This window comes from Streptomyces sp. NPDC048353, from assembly GCF_055587165.1.
In genome coordinates this window covers 690,365-706,164 of sequence record NZ_JBVJGU010000001.1, presented here as the reverse complement: position 1 = coordinate 706,164, position 15,800 = coordinate 690,365, and the positions used below count along the sequence as shown (strand labels likewise).

At 73.8% G+C, this 15,800-nt stretch carries 14 protein-coding genes and 1 pseudogene; 6 read left to right on the top strand and 9 right to left on the bottom strand.

Annotated elements, in window-relative coordinates; translation table 11 throughout:
- Positions 1-46: 46 nt before the first annotated feature.
- From ACZ6RC_RS03145 to ACZ6RC_RS03135, 3 genes are all read left to right on the top strand, one after another.
- Entirely contained in the window at positions 47-928 is an 882-nt protein-coding gene (locus ACZ6RC_RS03145; protein WP_391140991.1) for an N-acetylmuramoyl-L-alanine amidase, read from the top strand.
- Between the two features lie 90 nt (positions 929-1,018).
- Entirely contained in the window at positions 1,019-1,915 is an 897-nt protein-coding gene (locus tag ACZ6RC_RS03140; protein ID WP_391140993.1) for a DUF5336 domain-containing protein, read from the top strand.
- Between the two features lie 141 nt (positions 1,916-2,056).
- A complete protein-coding gene (locus ACZ6RC_RS03135) occupies positions 2,057-3,067 on the top strand; it encodes an LLM class F420-dependent oxidoreductase (RefSeq protein ID WP_391140995.1) in 1,011 nt (336 codons plus the stop codon).
- Positions 3,068-3,085: 18 nt separating this feature from the next.
- Here the strand turns inward: ACZ6RC_RS03135 and ACZ6RC_RS03130 are convergent, their stop codons facing one another.
- Positions 3,086-3,634, bottom strand: a complete 549-nt coding sequence (locus tag ACZ6RC_RS03130; RefSeq protein ID WP_453615671.1) for a hypothetical protein — start codon at positions 3,632-3,634, stop codon at positions 3,086-3,088.
- A 429-nt stretch (positions 3,635-4,063) separates the two neighbouring features.
- Between ACZ6RC_RS03130 and ACZ6RC_RS03125 the strand changes: the two genes are divergently transcribed.
- Entirely contained in the window at positions 4,064-5,284 is a 1,221-nt protein-coding gene (locus ACZ6RC_RS03125; RefSeq protein ID WP_453615673.1) for an IS701 family transposase, read from the top strand.
- A gap of 152 nt (positions 5,285-5,436) precedes the next feature.
- Here ACZ6RC_RS03125 and ACZ6RC_RS03120 read toward each other — a convergent pair whose 3' ends face one another.
- Positions 5,437-7,368, bottom strand: a complete 1,932-nt coding sequence (locus ACZ6RC_RS03120; RefSeq protein WP_469578936.1) for a helix-turn-helix domain-containing protein — start codon at positions 7,366-7,368, stop codon at positions 5,437-5,439.
- Positions 7,369-7,576: 208 nt separating this feature from the next.
- Here ACZ6RC_RS03120 and ACZ6RC_RS03115 point away from each other — a divergent pair, with 208 nt between their 5' ends.
- The gene (locus tag ACZ6RC_RS03115) at positions 7,577-8,308 is read left to right on the top strand and encodes a methyltransferase domain-containing protein (RefSeq protein ID WP_469578934.1); all 732 of its coding nucleotides are present in this window, start codon (positions 7,577-7,579) and stop codon (positions 8,306-8,308) included.
- Positions 8,309-8,446: 138 nt separating this feature from the next.
- Positions 8,447-10,006 carry a class I adenylate-forming enzyme family protein gene (locus tag ACZ6RC_RS03110; protein WP_469578932.1) on the top strand — a complete coding sequence of 520 codons (1,560 nt, stop codon included), beginning with the start codon at positions 8,447-8,449 and terminating at the stop codon, positions 10,004-10,006.
- Between the two features lie 69 nt (positions 10,007-10,075).
- Here the strand turns inward: ACZ6RC_RS03110 and ACZ6RC_RS03105 are convergent, their stop codons facing one another.
- The 7 genes and pseudogenes from ACZ6RC_RS03105 to ACZ6RC_RS03075 form a co-directional block, all read right to left on the bottom strand.
- Positions 10,076-10,498: a thiamine pyrophosphate-dependent enzyme gene (locus ACZ6RC_RS03105; RefSeq protein WP_469579426.1), complete on the bottom strand. Its 423-nt coding sequence runs from the start codon at positions 10,496-10,498 to the stop codon at positions 10,076-10,078.
- A 144-nt stretch (positions 10,499-10,642) separates the two neighbouring features.
- Positions 10,643-11,272: pseudogene (locus tag ACZ6RC_RS03100) on the bottom strand (thiamine pyrophosphate-binding protein); the annotation flags it as partial.
- A gap of 14 nt (positions 11,273-11,286) precedes the next feature.
- Positions 11,287-12,495, bottom strand: a complete 1,209-nt coding sequence (locus ACZ6RC_RS03095; RefSeq protein WP_469578930.1) for an MFS transporter — start codon at positions 12,493-12,495, stop codon at positions 11,287-11,289.
- A 94-nt stretch (positions 12,496-12,589) separates the two neighbouring features.
- Positions 12,590-13,072, bottom strand: coding sequence for an RrF2 family transcriptional regulator (locus ACZ6RC_RS03090; protein WP_391141011.1), 483 nt, complete (start codon positions 13,070-13,072; stop codon positions 12,590-12,592).
- Between the two features lie 14 nt (positions 13,073-13,086).
- Positions 13,087-13,626, bottom strand: a complete 540-nt coding sequence (locus tag ACZ6RC_RS03085) for an SRPBCC family protein (RefSeq protein WP_469578928.1) — start codon at positions 13,624-13,626, stop codon at positions 13,087-13,089.
- A 160-nt stretch (positions 13,627-13,786) separates the two neighbouring features.
- Positions 13,787-14,863, bottom strand: coding sequence for a prenyltransferase/squalene oxidase repeat-containing protein (locus ACZ6RC_RS03080; protein ID WP_469578926.1), 1,077 nt, complete (start codon positions 14,861-14,863; stop codon positions 13,787-13,789).
- Positions 14,860-15,615: a class I SAM-dependent methyltransferase gene (locus ACZ6RC_RS03075; protein ID WP_391141018.1), complete on the bottom strand. Its 756-nt coding sequence runs from the start codon at positions 15,613-15,615 to the stop codon at positions 14,860-14,862. The genes ACZ6RC_RS03080 and ACZ6RC_RS03075 overlap by 4 nt, the downstream gene beginning before the upstream one ends.
- Positions 15,616-15,800: the final 185 nt, after the last annotated feature.

Genomic DNA, 15,800 nt, shown 5'->3' with positions numbered 1-15,800 from the left:
GGACTATTCGGCCTGTCGCGAGGCCGCCTCGCATTAGAGTCGCGACGTGCCGTACGACCACCGGAAGACCTTCGCCCCCGTCCTCGCGCCCGCCCTCGCCCTGCTCGGATGCGTCACGCTCGCGGGGTGCGGCGCCACGGCGGGTGGCGGGACGCCGCCCACGCGGCCCGGACAGGCCGCTCCGCCCGCGTCGGCACGGCCGGGGGGCGGGACCGGTGCCACCTCGTCGGTCCCGGCGACGGACACCGGCGCGCTCCCCCTCTCCGGTCGAACCGTCGTCATCGACCCCGGGCACAACCCCGGCAACTTCCGTCACACCCGTGAGATCAACCAGAAGGTCGACATCGGGACGAACCGCAAGGAATGCGACACCACCGGTACGTCCACCGACGCCGGATACACCGAGGCCGCGTTCACCCTCGATGTTTCACACCGTCTCCGCGATCTCCTCAAAGCCCAGGGCGCCCGCGTCGTGCTCACCCACGACGCCGACCGCCCCTTCGGCCCCTGTATCGACGAGCGCGCAAGGACCGGCAACGCGGCCCGCGCGGACGCCGTCGTCTCCGTGCACGCCGACGGCTCGGCGACCGGCAACCGCGGGTTCCATGTGATCCTGCCCGCCCGGGTGACCTCCGGCGGCGCCGACACCACGAAGATCGTCGGCCCCTCCCGTACCCTCGGCGAGGGCATCGCCCGGCACTTCGCCCGCTCGACCGGGACCGCGCCCGCCAACTACCTGGGCGCGGGCACGGGGTTGGACGTCCGCGACGATCTCGGCGGACTCAATCTCTCGACCGTGCCCAAGGTCTTCGTCGAATGCGGCAATATGCGTGACCCGAAGGACGCCGCGCTGCTGACCGACGCGGCGTGGCGAGAGAAAGCGGCGCGCGGAATCGCCGACGGCATCAGGACCTACCTCAAGGGGTAGAACCCGCGGGCGATAGATTCGCTCCGTACGATGGGGCCGCCCCCGTGCTCCGCGCCATCCCTACGAGACGACCCGACGAAGGACTCTTACGTGAATATCCGCTCCCTCACTCGAGGCGATGGCGTGGTGATCGGTGCAGCGGTGGTGCTGTTCATCGCCTCGTTCCTCGGCATCGCCGGCTGTGAAGGCGACTTCTGCGACAACATCGAATCCGCGAACGCGTGGGAGATCTCGCCCCTGGGCTGGGGCGCGTTCCTCCTCGGTATCGCGGGTGCCGCGCTCGTCGTCCTCTCCCACGCGCTTCCGCAGCCGCGGAAGGTCGCCGGGCTGGAGCTGGGGCAGGTCGGTGCCGCGTTCGCCATCGCCTCCGCCTGGACCCTGCTGATGTGGATGTTCGAGTCCAACAACGCCGGTGCGGGCCTCATCCTCGGCCTGATCGCCGCGCTGGTCCTCGCCGGTGCCGCCGTCGCCGCCCCGCTGGTCCCGGCCCTCAAGGCCCCGCTCCTGAGCGCGCCCAAGCCGCAGACCGCGCAGCCGTACGGCGTGCAGCCCGGCCAGCACGGCCAGCCGGGCGTCCCCGGGGGCTACGGCTACCCGGGCGCCCAGCAGGGGTACGGCGCCCAGCCGCACCAGCCGTTCGGTGGCCAGCCGCAGCAGCACGAGGCCCAGCCCGCCGCGCACACCCCGCAGCCCGGACCGGCCCAGGGCCCGTCGCAGGGTCAGGGCCAGGCGCCGGCTCCGGCCGCGGGTCAGGGACAGCCCCAGGCCCAGGCGCAGCAGCCCGCGGGCGACTTCGCCCCGTTCTGGTTCGCGGTCCCGGTCGCCCGTCCGCTGTACGCCGAGGACGGCTCCCCGACCCCGATCGCCGAGCTGGCCCCGGGGACCTGGTACCTCGCGGTCGAGCAGCGCGGCCCCGGCCTCGTCGCCCAGACGCAGGACGGCCGCCGCGGTGTCCTGCAGGACACCACCGGTATCCAGCGCGGCTGACCGGCCGCCCCGCGCGCCGGGTCCGCCCGCGCGCGGCGCACCTCGCCGACGGCCCCTCCCCCGGACCTCTTCCGGGCGAGGGGCCGTCGGCGTACAGTCCCCCTCCAGAACTGACGTACCGTCAGAAAGGTTGGTGGGGACATGCGGCTCGGACTCGCCCTCGGCTACTGGGGCCGCGGCCCCTCCCCCGCCCACCTCGACCTCGCCCGCGAGGCCGAGCGGCTCGGCTACGACTCCGTGTGGACCGCCGAGGCCTGGGGCTCCGACGCGTTCACCGCGCTGACCTGGATCGCCGCGCACACCCGCCGGATCCGGCTCGGCACCGCCGTCGCCCAGATGGCGGCGCGGAGCCCGACCGCCACCGCCATGCACGCGCTCACGCTCGACCACCTCTCCGGCGGCCGGATGATGCTCGGCCTCGGCCTTTCCGGACCGCAGGTCGTCGAGGGCTGGTACGGCCGGCCCTTCCCGCGCAGCCCGCTGACGGCGACCCGCGAATACGTGGACGTGATCCGGCAGGTCCTGCGCCGTGAGGGGCCGGTGGCGCTCTCGGGACGGTTCCACTCCCACCCGTACGCCGGAGCCGACGGCACCGGGCTCGGGAAGGCGCTCAAGCCGATCACCCATCCCCTCCGCCCCGACCTGCCGGTGCTCCTCGGCGCCGAGGGGCCCAAGAACATCGCCCAGACGCTCCGGATCGCCGACGGCTGGCTGCCGCTCTACTGGTCGCCGACGCGGTACGCGGAGGTGTACGCGCTCCCGGAGCGGCTGCCGGAGAACTTCCTCGTCGCCCCCATGGTGCGCGCCGCGCTCTGCGACGACCCGGCCGAGGGGCTGCTGCCCGTGAAGGCGATGCTCGGCTTCTACATCGGCGGCATGGGGCACGCGGCCCGCAATTTCCACGCCGACCTGATGGGGCGGATGGGGTACGCGTCCGAGGCCCGGCGCATCCAGGAGCTGTTCGCCGCCGGCCGTCGCCAGGAGGCCGTGCTCGCCGTCCCGGACGCGTTCGCCGACGAGATCTCGCTGGTCGGGCCGAGGGAGCGGATCGCCGAGCGGCTCGAACTGTGGCGCAAGGGGCCGGTCACGGACCTCCTGGTCACGGCGCCGGACGTGGCGACCCTCCGCGTCCTCGCGGAGCTCACCGGCTGACGCCGAGCGGCCGGAGCCTCAGCCGCCGAGCTGGGAGGTGCTCGGCACCCGGTCGGTGACCTCGGCGCCCGCGCTCTTCCCGGCGTCCTTCACGCTGTTGATGACGTTCTCGAACGCGCCGACGTCCGCGTCGCTCGCCTCGCCCTTCCGCAGCTTCGTGCCGAGTTCCTTCAGCGAGTCGATTCCGGCCGTCAGCGGGGCCACCGCCTTCGACAGCAGCGGGTCGCCCTTGGCGTTGTTCACCGCAGCCTTGAGCCGGTTGTAGGCGAAGGTGCCCGCGAGGCCCGCCTTCACCAGGGCGAACGTCCGTCCTTCCGTGCCCTTCTTGAACTTTCCCGCGCGGTACGGCTTGACGATCCACTGGTACGTGGCACCGGCCGCCAGGCCCGCGTTGGCGACGAACCGGGTCTTGGCGAGCCGCTGCTGCTCGAAGGTGCCGCTGCTCGTCGGGCTCGCGCCGGCGCTCGCGCTCCCGTCGTCACCGCCGCAGGCGGTCGTCGTCAGGAGCAGGGCGCAGGACAGGACGAACGCCACGACCGCACGGCGTAGCGGAACGGGACCGGGCACGGCAGGACCTCCCTGGGGGGTTTCGGCCCCAGCCTCCCGTCGGCTCCACGCCTCCGCCACTCGGGCGACTCCGTCCGGGCGGTGGGCCCCGCCCCGGGGCCCAGGCCGGTGGAGAGGTCACCCCTCGGCCGCCGTCCGGGCGGCGGGGGCCGGCCCCCGCCGGACCCCGGGGAGCCCGGCCACCACCTTCCAGGGCCGCCACACGGTGGTCCCGGCACACTGCCCGGAGCCCGTGCCGGGGGAATGTGCCGGGGACATCCGGGCCCACGACGGGGTCACCCTGAGAGACCGTCGGTCGTGTGACCGGCGCTCCTTGTGCCGGATCGCCGCCAGCCGGGAGCGTCTGAGGTGCGAAAACTCATTCGACGAGCGGCAGGAGGCAGGACCGGAATGTATCCCATCGCTACGCACAGTGATGAGGACCTTTTCATGGATCTGAGCCGCGAGGTGTTCGCCTCGCTGCGAAGGAGCGACCAGCGGCGCACCGCGGACCAGTACCTGCGCGGCATGCTCACGGCGCCGGGGCGGAAGACGGCGCGGAACCTCGCGACGCACTCCGGGCAGCCGGCGGCCGAGCAGCGCTTCCACCACTTCATCGCCAGCTCCGGCTGGGACTGGCGGCCCGTCCGCGAGGCGCTGGCCCACTTCCTGGAGCGGACCGCCCCACCGGCGGCGTGGGTGGTGCGGCCGTTCACCCTCCCCAAGACCGGGGAGCGGCTGGTGGGGATCGACCGGCGCTGGGTGCCGGAGCTCGGGCGGACCGTGAACGGCCAGTTCGGTTACGGGTTGTGGCAGACCTCGTCGAGCGGTGAGATCCCGGTCAACTGGCACCTCGACCTGCCCGAGAGCCTCCTCGGCGACCCGGCCGAGCGGGCCCGGGCCGGCGTACCGGCGGAGTACGCGGCGCCGGTGTCACCGGAGGACTCGACGGTGACCACCGCCCTGGAGCTGCCGCTCCGGCGCGCCTCGGCATACCGGCCCGTGGTCGTCGACGCCCGGCGCGCCGCGCTGGGGACGCTGCTGCACCGGTTCGAGGCGGCGCGGGTGCCGCTGCTGGCCCGGATCAGCGGGACCACCCGGGTGCCGGCCGACGGCAGCGGGCAGTCAGGGGTGCGCCAGGAGTCCGTCATGGCGCGGCAGTTGCTCTCCTCGGCGGGGGTGCGGCGACCGGTGACACGGGCCGACGGGTGCCGGATGGCCGTGACGCTGCGGGTGGGTCTGCCGACGGGAGCGGGTGAACCGGGAGGCCACCGGCGCCCCGGCCAGTCGGGCGAACGGCTCCTGCTCGGGGAGTGGTTCGGGCCGCAGGCGGCGCCGGACCGGTTGTGGCTGACGGACCTGACGACGGCGCCGCTCTCCGCGCTGCTGCGACTGACCGAGCTGGCGGGCCGCCACGCGTCGGCAGCCGCGTCGGAGGACTCGCCGGAGAGCGGGTCGGTCGGCCGGTCGGGGCTGCACGACTACGGCGGCCGGTCCTTCGCCGGCTGGCACCGGCACATGACGATGGTGTCGGTGGCCCGGGCGGTGCGGACGCTCGCGCCACGGGAGCCGGCCGGGCCCGACGTGGGCGGCCCGCTGGCACAGGGGCGGCCCCCGGGGCCGTGGGTCCACCCGCGACCGCACCGGCGGACCGCCGCCGTGCCGGTCTGAGCCGTGCCGGTTCGAGGCGTGCCGGTTCAAGGCGTGGCGGCGCCCCGAAGCGGACCGAGCCGAAGCGGTCCGAGCCGTCGACGTCCGAGCCGTCGCGGACCGCCGTCGGCGCCGACATCCGCGCTGGTGGTCCGCTCCGGCCGGCGGTCGGCTCAGCCTTCCGCCGAAACCGGGCAGGGGGCGAGGGACTCCCGGGTCCGGTGGAGGCGCAGGGCGAGCTGGATGTCGAGGCCCGCGGTCAGGTCCTGCCACTGAGGGCCGAGGAGTTCGGTGATCCGGTCGAGCCGCCGGGAGACGGTGTTGGGGTGGAGGTAGAGGCGGCGCGCCGCCCGGGTGGGGCTGCCGCCCGCCGCGTAGTACGCCTCGAGGGTGACCGCGAGGTCGGCGGAGCGCCGGGCGTCGAAATCCAGGACCGGGCCGATCGTCGCCCTGATGAAGCCGTCGACGTCACGCTCGTGGGAGAGCAGGGTCATCACCGGGCCGAGCTGCCCCGCGGACGCCGCCTTGCCGGTGGCGCCGAGCGCGATGAGGGTGCCCAGGCACCGTACGGACCGGTCGTACGCGGCGGGCAGGGCGCCCGGGCCGCCCGTCACCGGACCCGCGGCGCCCACGGTGGCCGGGCCGCCCATGCCGCGGGCGAACGCCTCGACCGTGCGCGCCGCCTCGGCCGGGTCCTCGCCCGGCAGCAGCAGGACGAGGTGGTCGTCGATCCGGACCCGCAGGCCCCCGTTGTCGCGGGTGTAGGCGGCGGCCCAGGCGAGGGCCCGGTCGGTGAGTCCCGCCACGGGCCGGGCGGCCACCACGACGAACGGCGCCGTGAAGTCGAGGCCCACGGTCCGGCCGTGGGCGAGCAGCCGCTGCCCGATCCATTCGCCGCCGACCAGCAGGGCCTCGGCGAGCTCCTCGCGCAGGACGGTCTCTTCGGTGGCCGCGCCCGGTCGCACCAGCAGCGCCACGGACTGGCCGCAGAGCCGCAGCAGGCCGGCGTCCTCGGGGGTCGGCGGCTTCGCCCGGTGCAGCACCAGGTGGCCGAGCCGGTCGTCCGCGCCGCGGACCGGTGCGATCCACACCCCGGGTGCCGACTCGACCGGTGTGTCCGTCGCCCCGGCCGCCCGGGCCGCCGCCGTGAACACCTCGGGCGCCACCTGTGCTTCGGCGGCCCCGTTCCCCACCACCGTACGGCCGGCCGCGTCCGCGAGCAGGACGCTTCCGCCCAGCAGATCCCCGGCGGTGGCCAGGAGCTGGGGCAGCGAACTGCCGTCCAGGGCACGCTCCATCAGCGCGGCTTGTGCCTCGGCGAGCCGGCGCACGGAGCGCAGCTCCTCGCCGGCCCGCACGGCCTCGGTGGCCCGCGCGGTGGTCTCGGCGCTCAGCTCGTCCAGGAGTCCGGCGTTCTCCAGGGCCGCCCCCGCCATCTCGCTCAGGGTCCCGAGCAGCGCCACCTCCTCCGGGGAGAAGTGGCGGACCGTGCGGTGTCCGGCGTACAGGACCCCGGCGGAGGTGCCCTTGGCGCCGAGCGGGACGGCGATGATCGCGCGCAGCCCCTCCGCCCGCACCACCTCGTCGATGGACGCGGAGTGGTTGATGCGGGCGTCGGCGAGGTAGTCCTGGGTCCACACGGGCGCCGCCCGCCGGGTGGCGGGGTTGGCGAGTCCCGCGCCGGGCGGCACCACGAAGCCCGGTGTCAGGTCGGATGAGTGGCCGTCGACGGCCTCGACGACATGGCTGTCGGTCTTCTGGTCGTACAGGCAGAGGTACGCGATGTCGAGGCTGAGCAGTGTCCGGGCGCGGCGGCAGGTCAGCCGCAGCAGCTCCTCGACGCCGTGGCCGGCGAGGAACTCGCGGGCCGCGTCGAGGAGGGCCGTGCTCCCCATGTCCCGGCGCTGCTGCCGTTCGAACATCCCCCGTATCTCGCGGGCGAGCTGCCGCGCCCGGTCGGAGGTGGCGCCGTCGCCCGGGGCGTCGGGGTCGGCCCCCGGGACGTGGAGCAGCGGGTCGTCGAAGTGGGCGGCGGGCGCCTCGCGCGCGAGCAGCTCAAGGTAGGCAAAGGCGTCGCGGGTGGCGGCGGCCGGCCCCTCGTCCACGGTTCCCCCCGACGACTGCGGATCTCTCCGTCATGACTGGTCAGCGCCTCATCGTAGGGAAGTTCGACCGAGGTCACGAATGCGTCTCAACAGGCGTGCAACGACGGTTCCCGGAAATGGCCTGAACATTTCGGCGGGCCCGGTGGGCGGGAGAGAGTGGCGTCCTCCGCCGCCTTCGGCGGCACCGTTCCTTCCAGCCGAGGTTTCCGTGCGAGAGACGCAGAGTTACGAACGATCGCTGGCCCGTAGCGCCGAGTCGCGCGCACGGGCCGACCGCCCCCGGGTCTTCTCGATGCGGGGGTACGAGTGGGATCTGCTGGACGAGGTGTTCGCGCCGGTCCACTCCCCCTCGACGGAGACCGCGCTCGACTTCCTGGGCCTCGGTCCCTCCGGCCCGGACGCGCCGGCCGAGCGGCTGGGCGCCTTCCTGGAGATCGGCTGTGGTGCGGGGGTGATCTCCGTGCTCGCCGCGCTCGCGGGCTGCGACCGGGTCGTGGCGTCCGACATCAACCCGAAGGCCGTGCGGAACACCGAACTGAACGCGGCCCGGCACGACATGACCGGGCGGATGCGGGTCGTGCACAGCGACCTGTTCGACGCGCTGGACGCAGGGGAACGGTTCGACACCGTGTTCTGGAGTTCCAACTACGTCCTCGCGCCGGACGGCTACCACTACGGCAACGACCACGAGCGCGCCTATGTGGACCCCGGCTACGCCGCCCACCGGCGCTTCCTCGCCGAGGTGACCGGCCGTCTGACACCCGGCGGCCGGGCCCTGCTCCACTTCAGCAGCCGGGGGAACCTGCCCCTGCTGCACGGGCTCGCGGAGGAGTGCGGGCGCGAACTGCGCCGGGTGGGGTCCGTGGACGTGCCGGAGGGCGACGGGCCGGTGGAGCACCTGCTCCTGGAGATCCGGGAGGCCGGGCCGCGCGCGACATGACGGACATCGGGGCCACTTGACGTGATGCCCGCGCGTGCGTTGCCGCATGCGCGGCCCTTCAGGATGCTCGACCGGGCAGCGCGGGCCAGGCGCCGACGCCGGTCCCCGCGGACGCTCCGCGACCGAAGGGTTTCCCGCATGTTCCTGCAACGCATCGGCAACAAGGGCATCCGGCTGGGCACGGTCTTCGACCGGGCCGCCGCGCGCCACCCCGCGAACCCGGTGTACCTCGATCACGACCTGGACATCGCACCGCGCCTGGGGCGTCGGCCGACCCTCACCGAGCTCGCCGATCTCGTGGACGATTTCGCCTCCCGGCTGTGGGCCGCGCACGTGCGGCCCGGCCAGCGGGTCGCCGTGTTCAAGACGGACAACTTCGACATCTCCCTGCTCGCCTACGCCGTGGCCCGGGTCGGTGGCGTGCCGGTGCTCCTCTCCCCCAAGCTCGACGGCGAGACGGTGGCCCGGCTCCTGGAGCGGCTCGACGGGCCGGTGCTGCTGACCGACGCGGCGAAGCTGGAGGGCGAGCTGCCCCCGGAGGTGTTCACGCTCGCCGACCGTGTGGTGACGGCGGTCGGCGACTTCCCGGGCGCGGTGGGGCTCGAAGGGCTCGCGGGCGTTCCCCGGGTCGCCCCCGTGACCATGCCCCAGGACGGCCCGGCGCTGGTCACCCACACCTCGGGCACGACCGGGCTGCCGAAGCTGGCGGTGCAGACGGGGCTCACGATCCAGGCCCGCTGCCGCCCGCAGTCGGCCGTCCTGGCGGCCGTCGGCCGGCACGAACCGCTGGCCCTGCACGTCTCGTTCGCGCACTCCCGGATGATCAGCGGGGTCGCCCTGTTCGCGCTCCGGGGGCACCCCCTGATCGTGTTGCGGGACGACGACCCGGAGTCGGTCGCCGAACTGTTCGCACGGGTGCCGCCGGGGGTGATCGAGGCCCATCCCAACACGCTGCTCGCCTGGGAGGTCCTCGCCGACCACCCGGCCCGCCCGTTGGCCCGGGTCACCTGCTTCAGCAACACGTTCGACGCCATCCATCCGAGGACCGTCCGCACCCTGCTGGCCGCCTCGCGGCGGCGGGCGCCGTACTTCGCCCAGACGTACGGGCAGAGCGAGACGGGGGCCATCGCGGCCCGCACCTACACGCGCCGGCACCGGGCGGGCGCGGAGGGCCGGTGTGTGGGGAGCACCTTCCCCGGCATGACACGGGTGCGGGTGGTCAGCCGCGACGGACGGCCGGTGAGCCGTACCTCCCCGGGGCGCATCGAGGTCCGCAGCGGAGGAAGGATCCTCACCTATCTGGGCGAGGAGGAGCGGTACGACGAGCAGGTCACGCCGGACGGGTGGTGGCGGATGGGGGACCTCGGCTACCGGACGAAGTACGGCTGTCTGCACCTGCTCGACCGCGAGGTGGACGAGATCCCGGGCATCCCCAGCACGCTGGAGATCGAGGACCGGCTCTTCACCCGCCTCCCCTCGCTCGTCGAGGTCATCATCGTCCCCGGTCCCGACGGCAGGGCCGTCCCGGTGGTGTGCACCCGGGACGACGAGCCGCTGGACCCGGTGGAGTGGCAGCGGGCGGTGGCCGGTCTGCCGGTGCTCGCCCGGCCGGTGCAGCGTCGCCTCGACGAACTGCCGCACACGGCGACGACCAAGGTGAAGCGGCTGGAGCTGGCCCGGCAGCTCGCGGAGAGCTGACGTCGGAAGGGCGGCACGCAGCGGGGAGGGGGATCCGCCGGACGCGGATCCCCCTCCCCCGTGGTCCTTTCAGGCCGCTTCGGGTGCGACCACTTCAGGCCATGTTCGGTGCGATCCCGGATCGGTTCCGCCCGGGACGATGCACTCCACGAGCACGGGCCGGTCGTGCACGGCGTGGGCCCGCCCGACGGCGGCGGTGAGACCGTCCGGATCCGTGGGGCCGAGGGCGGAGCAGCCCATCGCCTCTGCCATGCCGCCGAAATCGGCGACGGCCCCGCCCTCGTCCCGCAGCACGAGGACCTTCAGCGGCACCTGGTTGAGCGCCGCCGTGACCAGCTCCCGACCGGTGGCCAGGAAGCAGCCGGGGTCGGTGACCACCCAGACGTCGCGGTCCGGCAGGCCCATCCGTGCGCCCAGGCCGGCCGGCAGGGCGTAGCCGGGGGTGCTCCACTGGTGGGAGGCGAGCGTCGAGTCGCCGCTTCCCCGCCACACATGGTGCAGTTCGCCGCCGAGGACGTGCAGCGAGTCCGGGCCGGTGGCGCGGGCCAGGGTGGCCAGGACGGCACCCACGGGGGTGTCCGGGCACGCCGCATCGGTGGGGGCCACCGGGGGCGCGGGCCTCGGGCGGACCGGGGCGGGCCGGTACGGGAGGGCCGGTTGCCGCACCCGCCGCTGGAGCGCGTCCTTGGTGATGTCGACGACGACCGGGCCCGGGTGCTCGCCGCCGGCGATGCGGAAGGCCCTCAGGACGCGGTCCGCGATCTCGGCGGGGTCGCTGACGAGGTAGCTGTGCCGGGTGACGGGCCGGGTGACGCCGCAGAAGTCGACCTCCTGGAAGGCGTCGGTGCCGACGAGGTCCTTCGGCACCTGACCGGTGATCACCACCAGGGGCACGTCGTTGACCTGTGCGTCCGCGATGGCGGTGACCAGGTTGGTGGCGCCGGGCCCCGAGGTCGCCATGCAGACGCCGACCCGGCCGGTGGCCTGGGCGTATCCGACGGCGGCGTGCCCGGCGCCCTGTTCGTGCCGGACGAGGACGTGCCGGATCGAGGGGGCGTCGAGGAGTGCGTCGTACGCGGGGAGGATCGCTCCGCCGGGCATGCCGAAGACGAGGTCCGCCCCGGCGGCCTCCAGGGCGCGCATCAGGCAGTCGGCGCCGGTGATCTCGGGCGCGAGGTCCGGTGCGGGATCCGGTGCGGGGTCCGGCGCGAGGTCCGGAGCGGAGTGGGGGGCGGGGCGCGGTGCGGGGTTGGGTGCGACGGTCATCGTGGTGGTCCCCTTCACGGACGCTTCATGAGGAGCGCGCCGGCGCGGAGCCAGACGAGCGAGGCGACGGCGAGGATCCCGCCGATCAGGTAGACCAGCCAGACGCCGGTGGGCAGGGCGAGACCGCCGATGACCGTACCGATGCCGATGCCGAGGTAAATGCCGGAGGAGTTGAGCGACACCACGAGGGCGGCCTCCTGCGGGGCGGCGGAGATCAGGCGGTGCTGCTGCGGGGGCGTCTGGCACCAGCTGCTCGCTCCCCAGGTCAGGGCGAGCACTCCGACCAGGACGGGGATGTGCGCCGCGGCCCCGGCGAGCCAGGCCAGGATGCCGAAGGTGGCGGCCATGACGACATAGCCGACGGTGAGCACGCGGACGGAGCCGACGCGGTCGGTGGCCTGTCCGGCGACGAAGTTGCCGACGACGGCGCCGACTCCGTACAGGAAGAGCATCAGCACCACGCCGGACTGCGGCACGCCGACGGCCTTCAGGGTGGGCACGCTGTAGGCGTACGCGGTGTAGCAGGCGGCCATGCCGAGGACGGTCAGCGGCAGCACGGCGATCACTCCGGGCTTGCGCAGGACGGCGAGCCGCGTGGCGAGCGGGACGCGGGGGCCGCCGGGCAGGTGGGGCATGACGAGCAGGACGCCGAGCGCGCAGATCAGGCCGAGCACCGCGACGGCTCCCAGGGCGACGCGCCAACTCGTCCACTGCGAGGCGGCGTTGCCGAGCGGCACGCCGAGCGCCGTGGCGATGGTGAGGCCGCCGATGACGACGGCGAGGGCGCGGGCGCGCAGTTCGGGGCGGACCAGGGCGGCGCTGACGGCGCCGGCGTTGGGGGTGTACGCGGCGGCGCCGGCGGCCGCGAGGACCCGGCTGATCAGCAAGGTGGGGTAGTCCTGGGCGAGCGCGGAGAGCAGGTTGGCCAGGGCGAGGACGACCAGCGCCGACACGAGCAGGGTGCGTCGCGGGACGCGCGCGGTGAACGTGGCGAGGACGGGCGAGAGGACCGCGTAGGCGGCGGCGAAGAGGGTGACGGACTGGCCCGCCGCGGACGTGGAGACGTCCAGCGACTCGGCCATGGAGGGCAGGAAGCCGGCCACGACGAAGGCGTCGGTGCCGACGGCGAAGGTGCCGAGCGCGAGGACGAAGGTGGGGCCGAGTCCCCGGCTTCCCACCTCCTGGTCCGCCGCCTTCGGTTCCTTATTCTGGATAGTTTTCATCTCGAATCTCCCGCTGGGAGGGTCAGGTCAAGGTCGGGGGTGCGTCGGGGTCAGGGGCAGCCCGCTGAGCCCACGCCTGATGTGCTCGCGAGGCTCAGGTGGAGACGCGGTCGTAACTCCTGCGGATCCTGCGCGGCGTCGTGGCCGGGGCGGATGTCATCAGATCGGCAAGGGTCTGGCCGGCGAGTTCACGTCGCCACGCCATCTCGGCCCGGCGCATCACGGTGGCGATGCCGCACGGCTGCAGGGACTCGGATGCGGGGATCTCCGCTCCGCCCGCTCCCCGCTGCCGCAACTCCGAGCAGCGGAAGAGTTCGTCCCGGCCCTCCAGGGCCGAGACGATGTCCATGACAGTGATGGCTGCGGGGGCCTTCGCCAGGCGAACGCCCCCGCGGGGCCCGGAGGTGGAGGTCAGAATCCCCGCCCGGACCAGTCGTTGCAGGCACTTGTTGAGGTACGAGGGCGACAGGTCGAACAGCGCCGCCAGCTTCGCCGACGGTGCCGGCTGCTTCTCGTCGAGCCAGGCCAGGGTCAGACAGCAGTGCAGACCCCACTCGACGACTTCACCCGTACGCATAATCCGGAGTCTAACTATCCAGGATGTGTCGCGCCAGCCACCTCGCGCTCGACGACGTCCTTGACGCGCCGCACCGTGGCCTCGAGGTCGCCGGCCACCTTGGTCTGCCACTCCGCGAAGAAGCGCGCCCGGGTGGGGTCGTCCATTTCCGCGGTGATTCCCCGGATTCCCTCGGTGGGATTCCCCATGCGGAAATGATGCGTCAGGAGGCTGCCGGATCCGTACGGTTCGACGTCGAATCCCCAGACGCTGTCCTGACGTTCTCCGGAACTGTTCCGCATCGACCAGCGAAACGTCACCCCGAACTCGGCGGCGACCACTTCGGCCTCCGTGCGCCAGGTGCCCCGGACCACGGGAGCCCAGGCCACGACCTCGGCGCTGCGCTCGTTCTCCCCTCGGAAGACCGATCCGACCGCACCCGGTTCACCGGACACCCATGCGCCCCCGAGGCATTCGGGGCTCCATTCCCCGCTGCGGGGGAGATCACTGACGACGGAATAGACGACATGCGGCTCGGCGGAGATCACGACGGCCGACCGCGCTTCCAGCAGCACACTCCGGGAGTTCTCTGTCTGAGGCATGTCCCGAGCGTCCTCCGGGCGACGGGCACGGGTCAAAAAACCCGCGCCCCGATGTGTCACGTCACGCCGCACCGCCGCCGGCCCGGCCGGGTGGACCGGCCGGGAGCCGTTCCGGACAACCCCTAGGGGGTGCCTAGCCGCAGCAGTCCGGTTCCAGGCCCGCCGGAAGCCGTTCGCCGCCGAAGACCGCGACCGTCGCCTCGTCGCCGCCCAGGGCCGCGACCGCGAGCAGCAGGGAGCCGGCCGTCCACGAGGTGAGCTCCTCGGGCCAGACGGCCCGGTCGCCCTCGAAGACGTACCCCGTCCAGTACATGCCGCCCTCGGCGCGCAGGTGCTGGATGGACTGGAGGATCTCCAGGGCCCGGTCGGACTCGCCGATCGCCCAGAGGGCGAGGGCGAGTTCGCAGCTCTCGCCGCCGGTCACCCACGGGTTGGGCAGGACGCAGCGGACACCGAGGCCGGGGACGACGAAGTCGTCCCAGCGCGCGTCGATCCGGGCCCTGGCCGCTTCGCCCGTCACCGCGCCGCCGAGGACCGGGTAGTACCAGTCCATGGAGTAGCGGGACTTGTCGAGGAAGCGCTCGGGGTGGGCGCGCAGGGCGTGGCCGAGGGCGCCCGCCGCCAGCTCCCAGTCGGGCTGCGGCTCCTCGCGGGCCTCGGCGATGGCGAGCGCGCAGCGCAGCGCCTGGTGGATGGAGGAGCTGCCGGTGAGCAGCGCGTCCTCGACGGCGGTGCCGTCGGCCTCCCGCTTCCAGCCGATCTGGCCGCCCGGCCGCTGGAGGGCGAGGACGAACTCGACGGCGGCGTAGACGACGGGCCACATCCGGTCGAGGAAGGCGTCGTCGCCGGTGGCGAGGTGGTGGTGCCAGACACCGACGGCGATGTAGGCGACGAAGTTGGACTCCCGGCCGCGGTCGGTGACCTCCCGCGGGTCGCCGTCGTGGTAGGCGGCGTACCAGGAGCCGTCGGCGTTCTGGTGCCGGGCGAGCCATTCGTACGCCCGGGCGGCGGCGGCGTGTTCGCCGGCCGTGTCCAGGGCCATGGCGGCCTCGGTGTGGTCCCACGGGTCGAGGTGGTGGCCGCGGAACCAGGGGATCGCCCCGTCCTCGCGCTGGACGGCGAGGATCCCGGCGACGGTCTCGGCGGCCTGCTCGGCGGTGAGGACCCCGGGCAGCAGAAGGTGCTCGGCGATGCGCTCGGGAGAGGTCACCGGGCGACGTCCGCGACGGTCCCGGCGTCGGCGGCGGGCAGGTGCGGCTTGGTCGCGTACACCACGAAGCTCTTGCCCACGACCGGGTTGAGGAGCTGCTCGGCGACCCGGGTCAGCGCGGGCTTCTTCATGATGTCCCAGACCAGGAGCTTGTGGTACGCGCGGACCGGGAGCGCCTTGTCGTTGTCCACGCCGAAGGCGCACTTCAGCCACCAGTACGGCGAGTGCAGCGCGTGCGCGTGGTGGGTGCCGTACGGCTTGAGGCCGGCCTGCCGGATCTTGCCGAGCAGTTCGTCGGCCTTGTAGATGCGGATGTGGCCGCCCTCGACCTCGTGGTAGGCGTCCGACAGGGACCAGCAGACCTTCTCGGGGCCGTAGCGGGGGACGGTGACGGCGATCCGGCCGCCGGGCTTGAGGACGCGGACCATCTCGGCGAGCACGCCCTTGTCGTCCGGGATGTGCTCCATGACCTCGGAGATGATCACGACGTCGAAGGACTCGTCGGGGAAGGGCAGGTTGAGCGCGTCGCCCTCCATCGCGGTGGCGGTCGCGCCGGCGGGAGCCTCGCCGGCCTCCTTCATCGCGGCGAACCAGGTGGCGACCTCGCGGATCTCCTCGGCGTTCTGGTCGAGGGCCACGACCTGGGCGCCGCGCCGGTAGCACTCGAAGGCGTGCCGGCCCGCACCGCAGCCCAGGTCGAGCACGCGGTCGCCGGGGGCGAGCGGGAAGCGGGTGAAGTCGACGGTCAGCACGAGGGCCTGCCTTCGCGGTCGGGGTGGTCCACGGATGGGGCCGCTGGGCGGCCGTGAGTCGTGCCCGGGGCCGGCGAGCGGCCGTGGGGCGTGCCCGCGCTGCGGGCGCGGGGGTGCGCCTCGGGGCGGGCGGGGGGCTGCGCCACCACTCCGGCGCGGGGGTGCGCCGGAGGGTGACGGAAGGG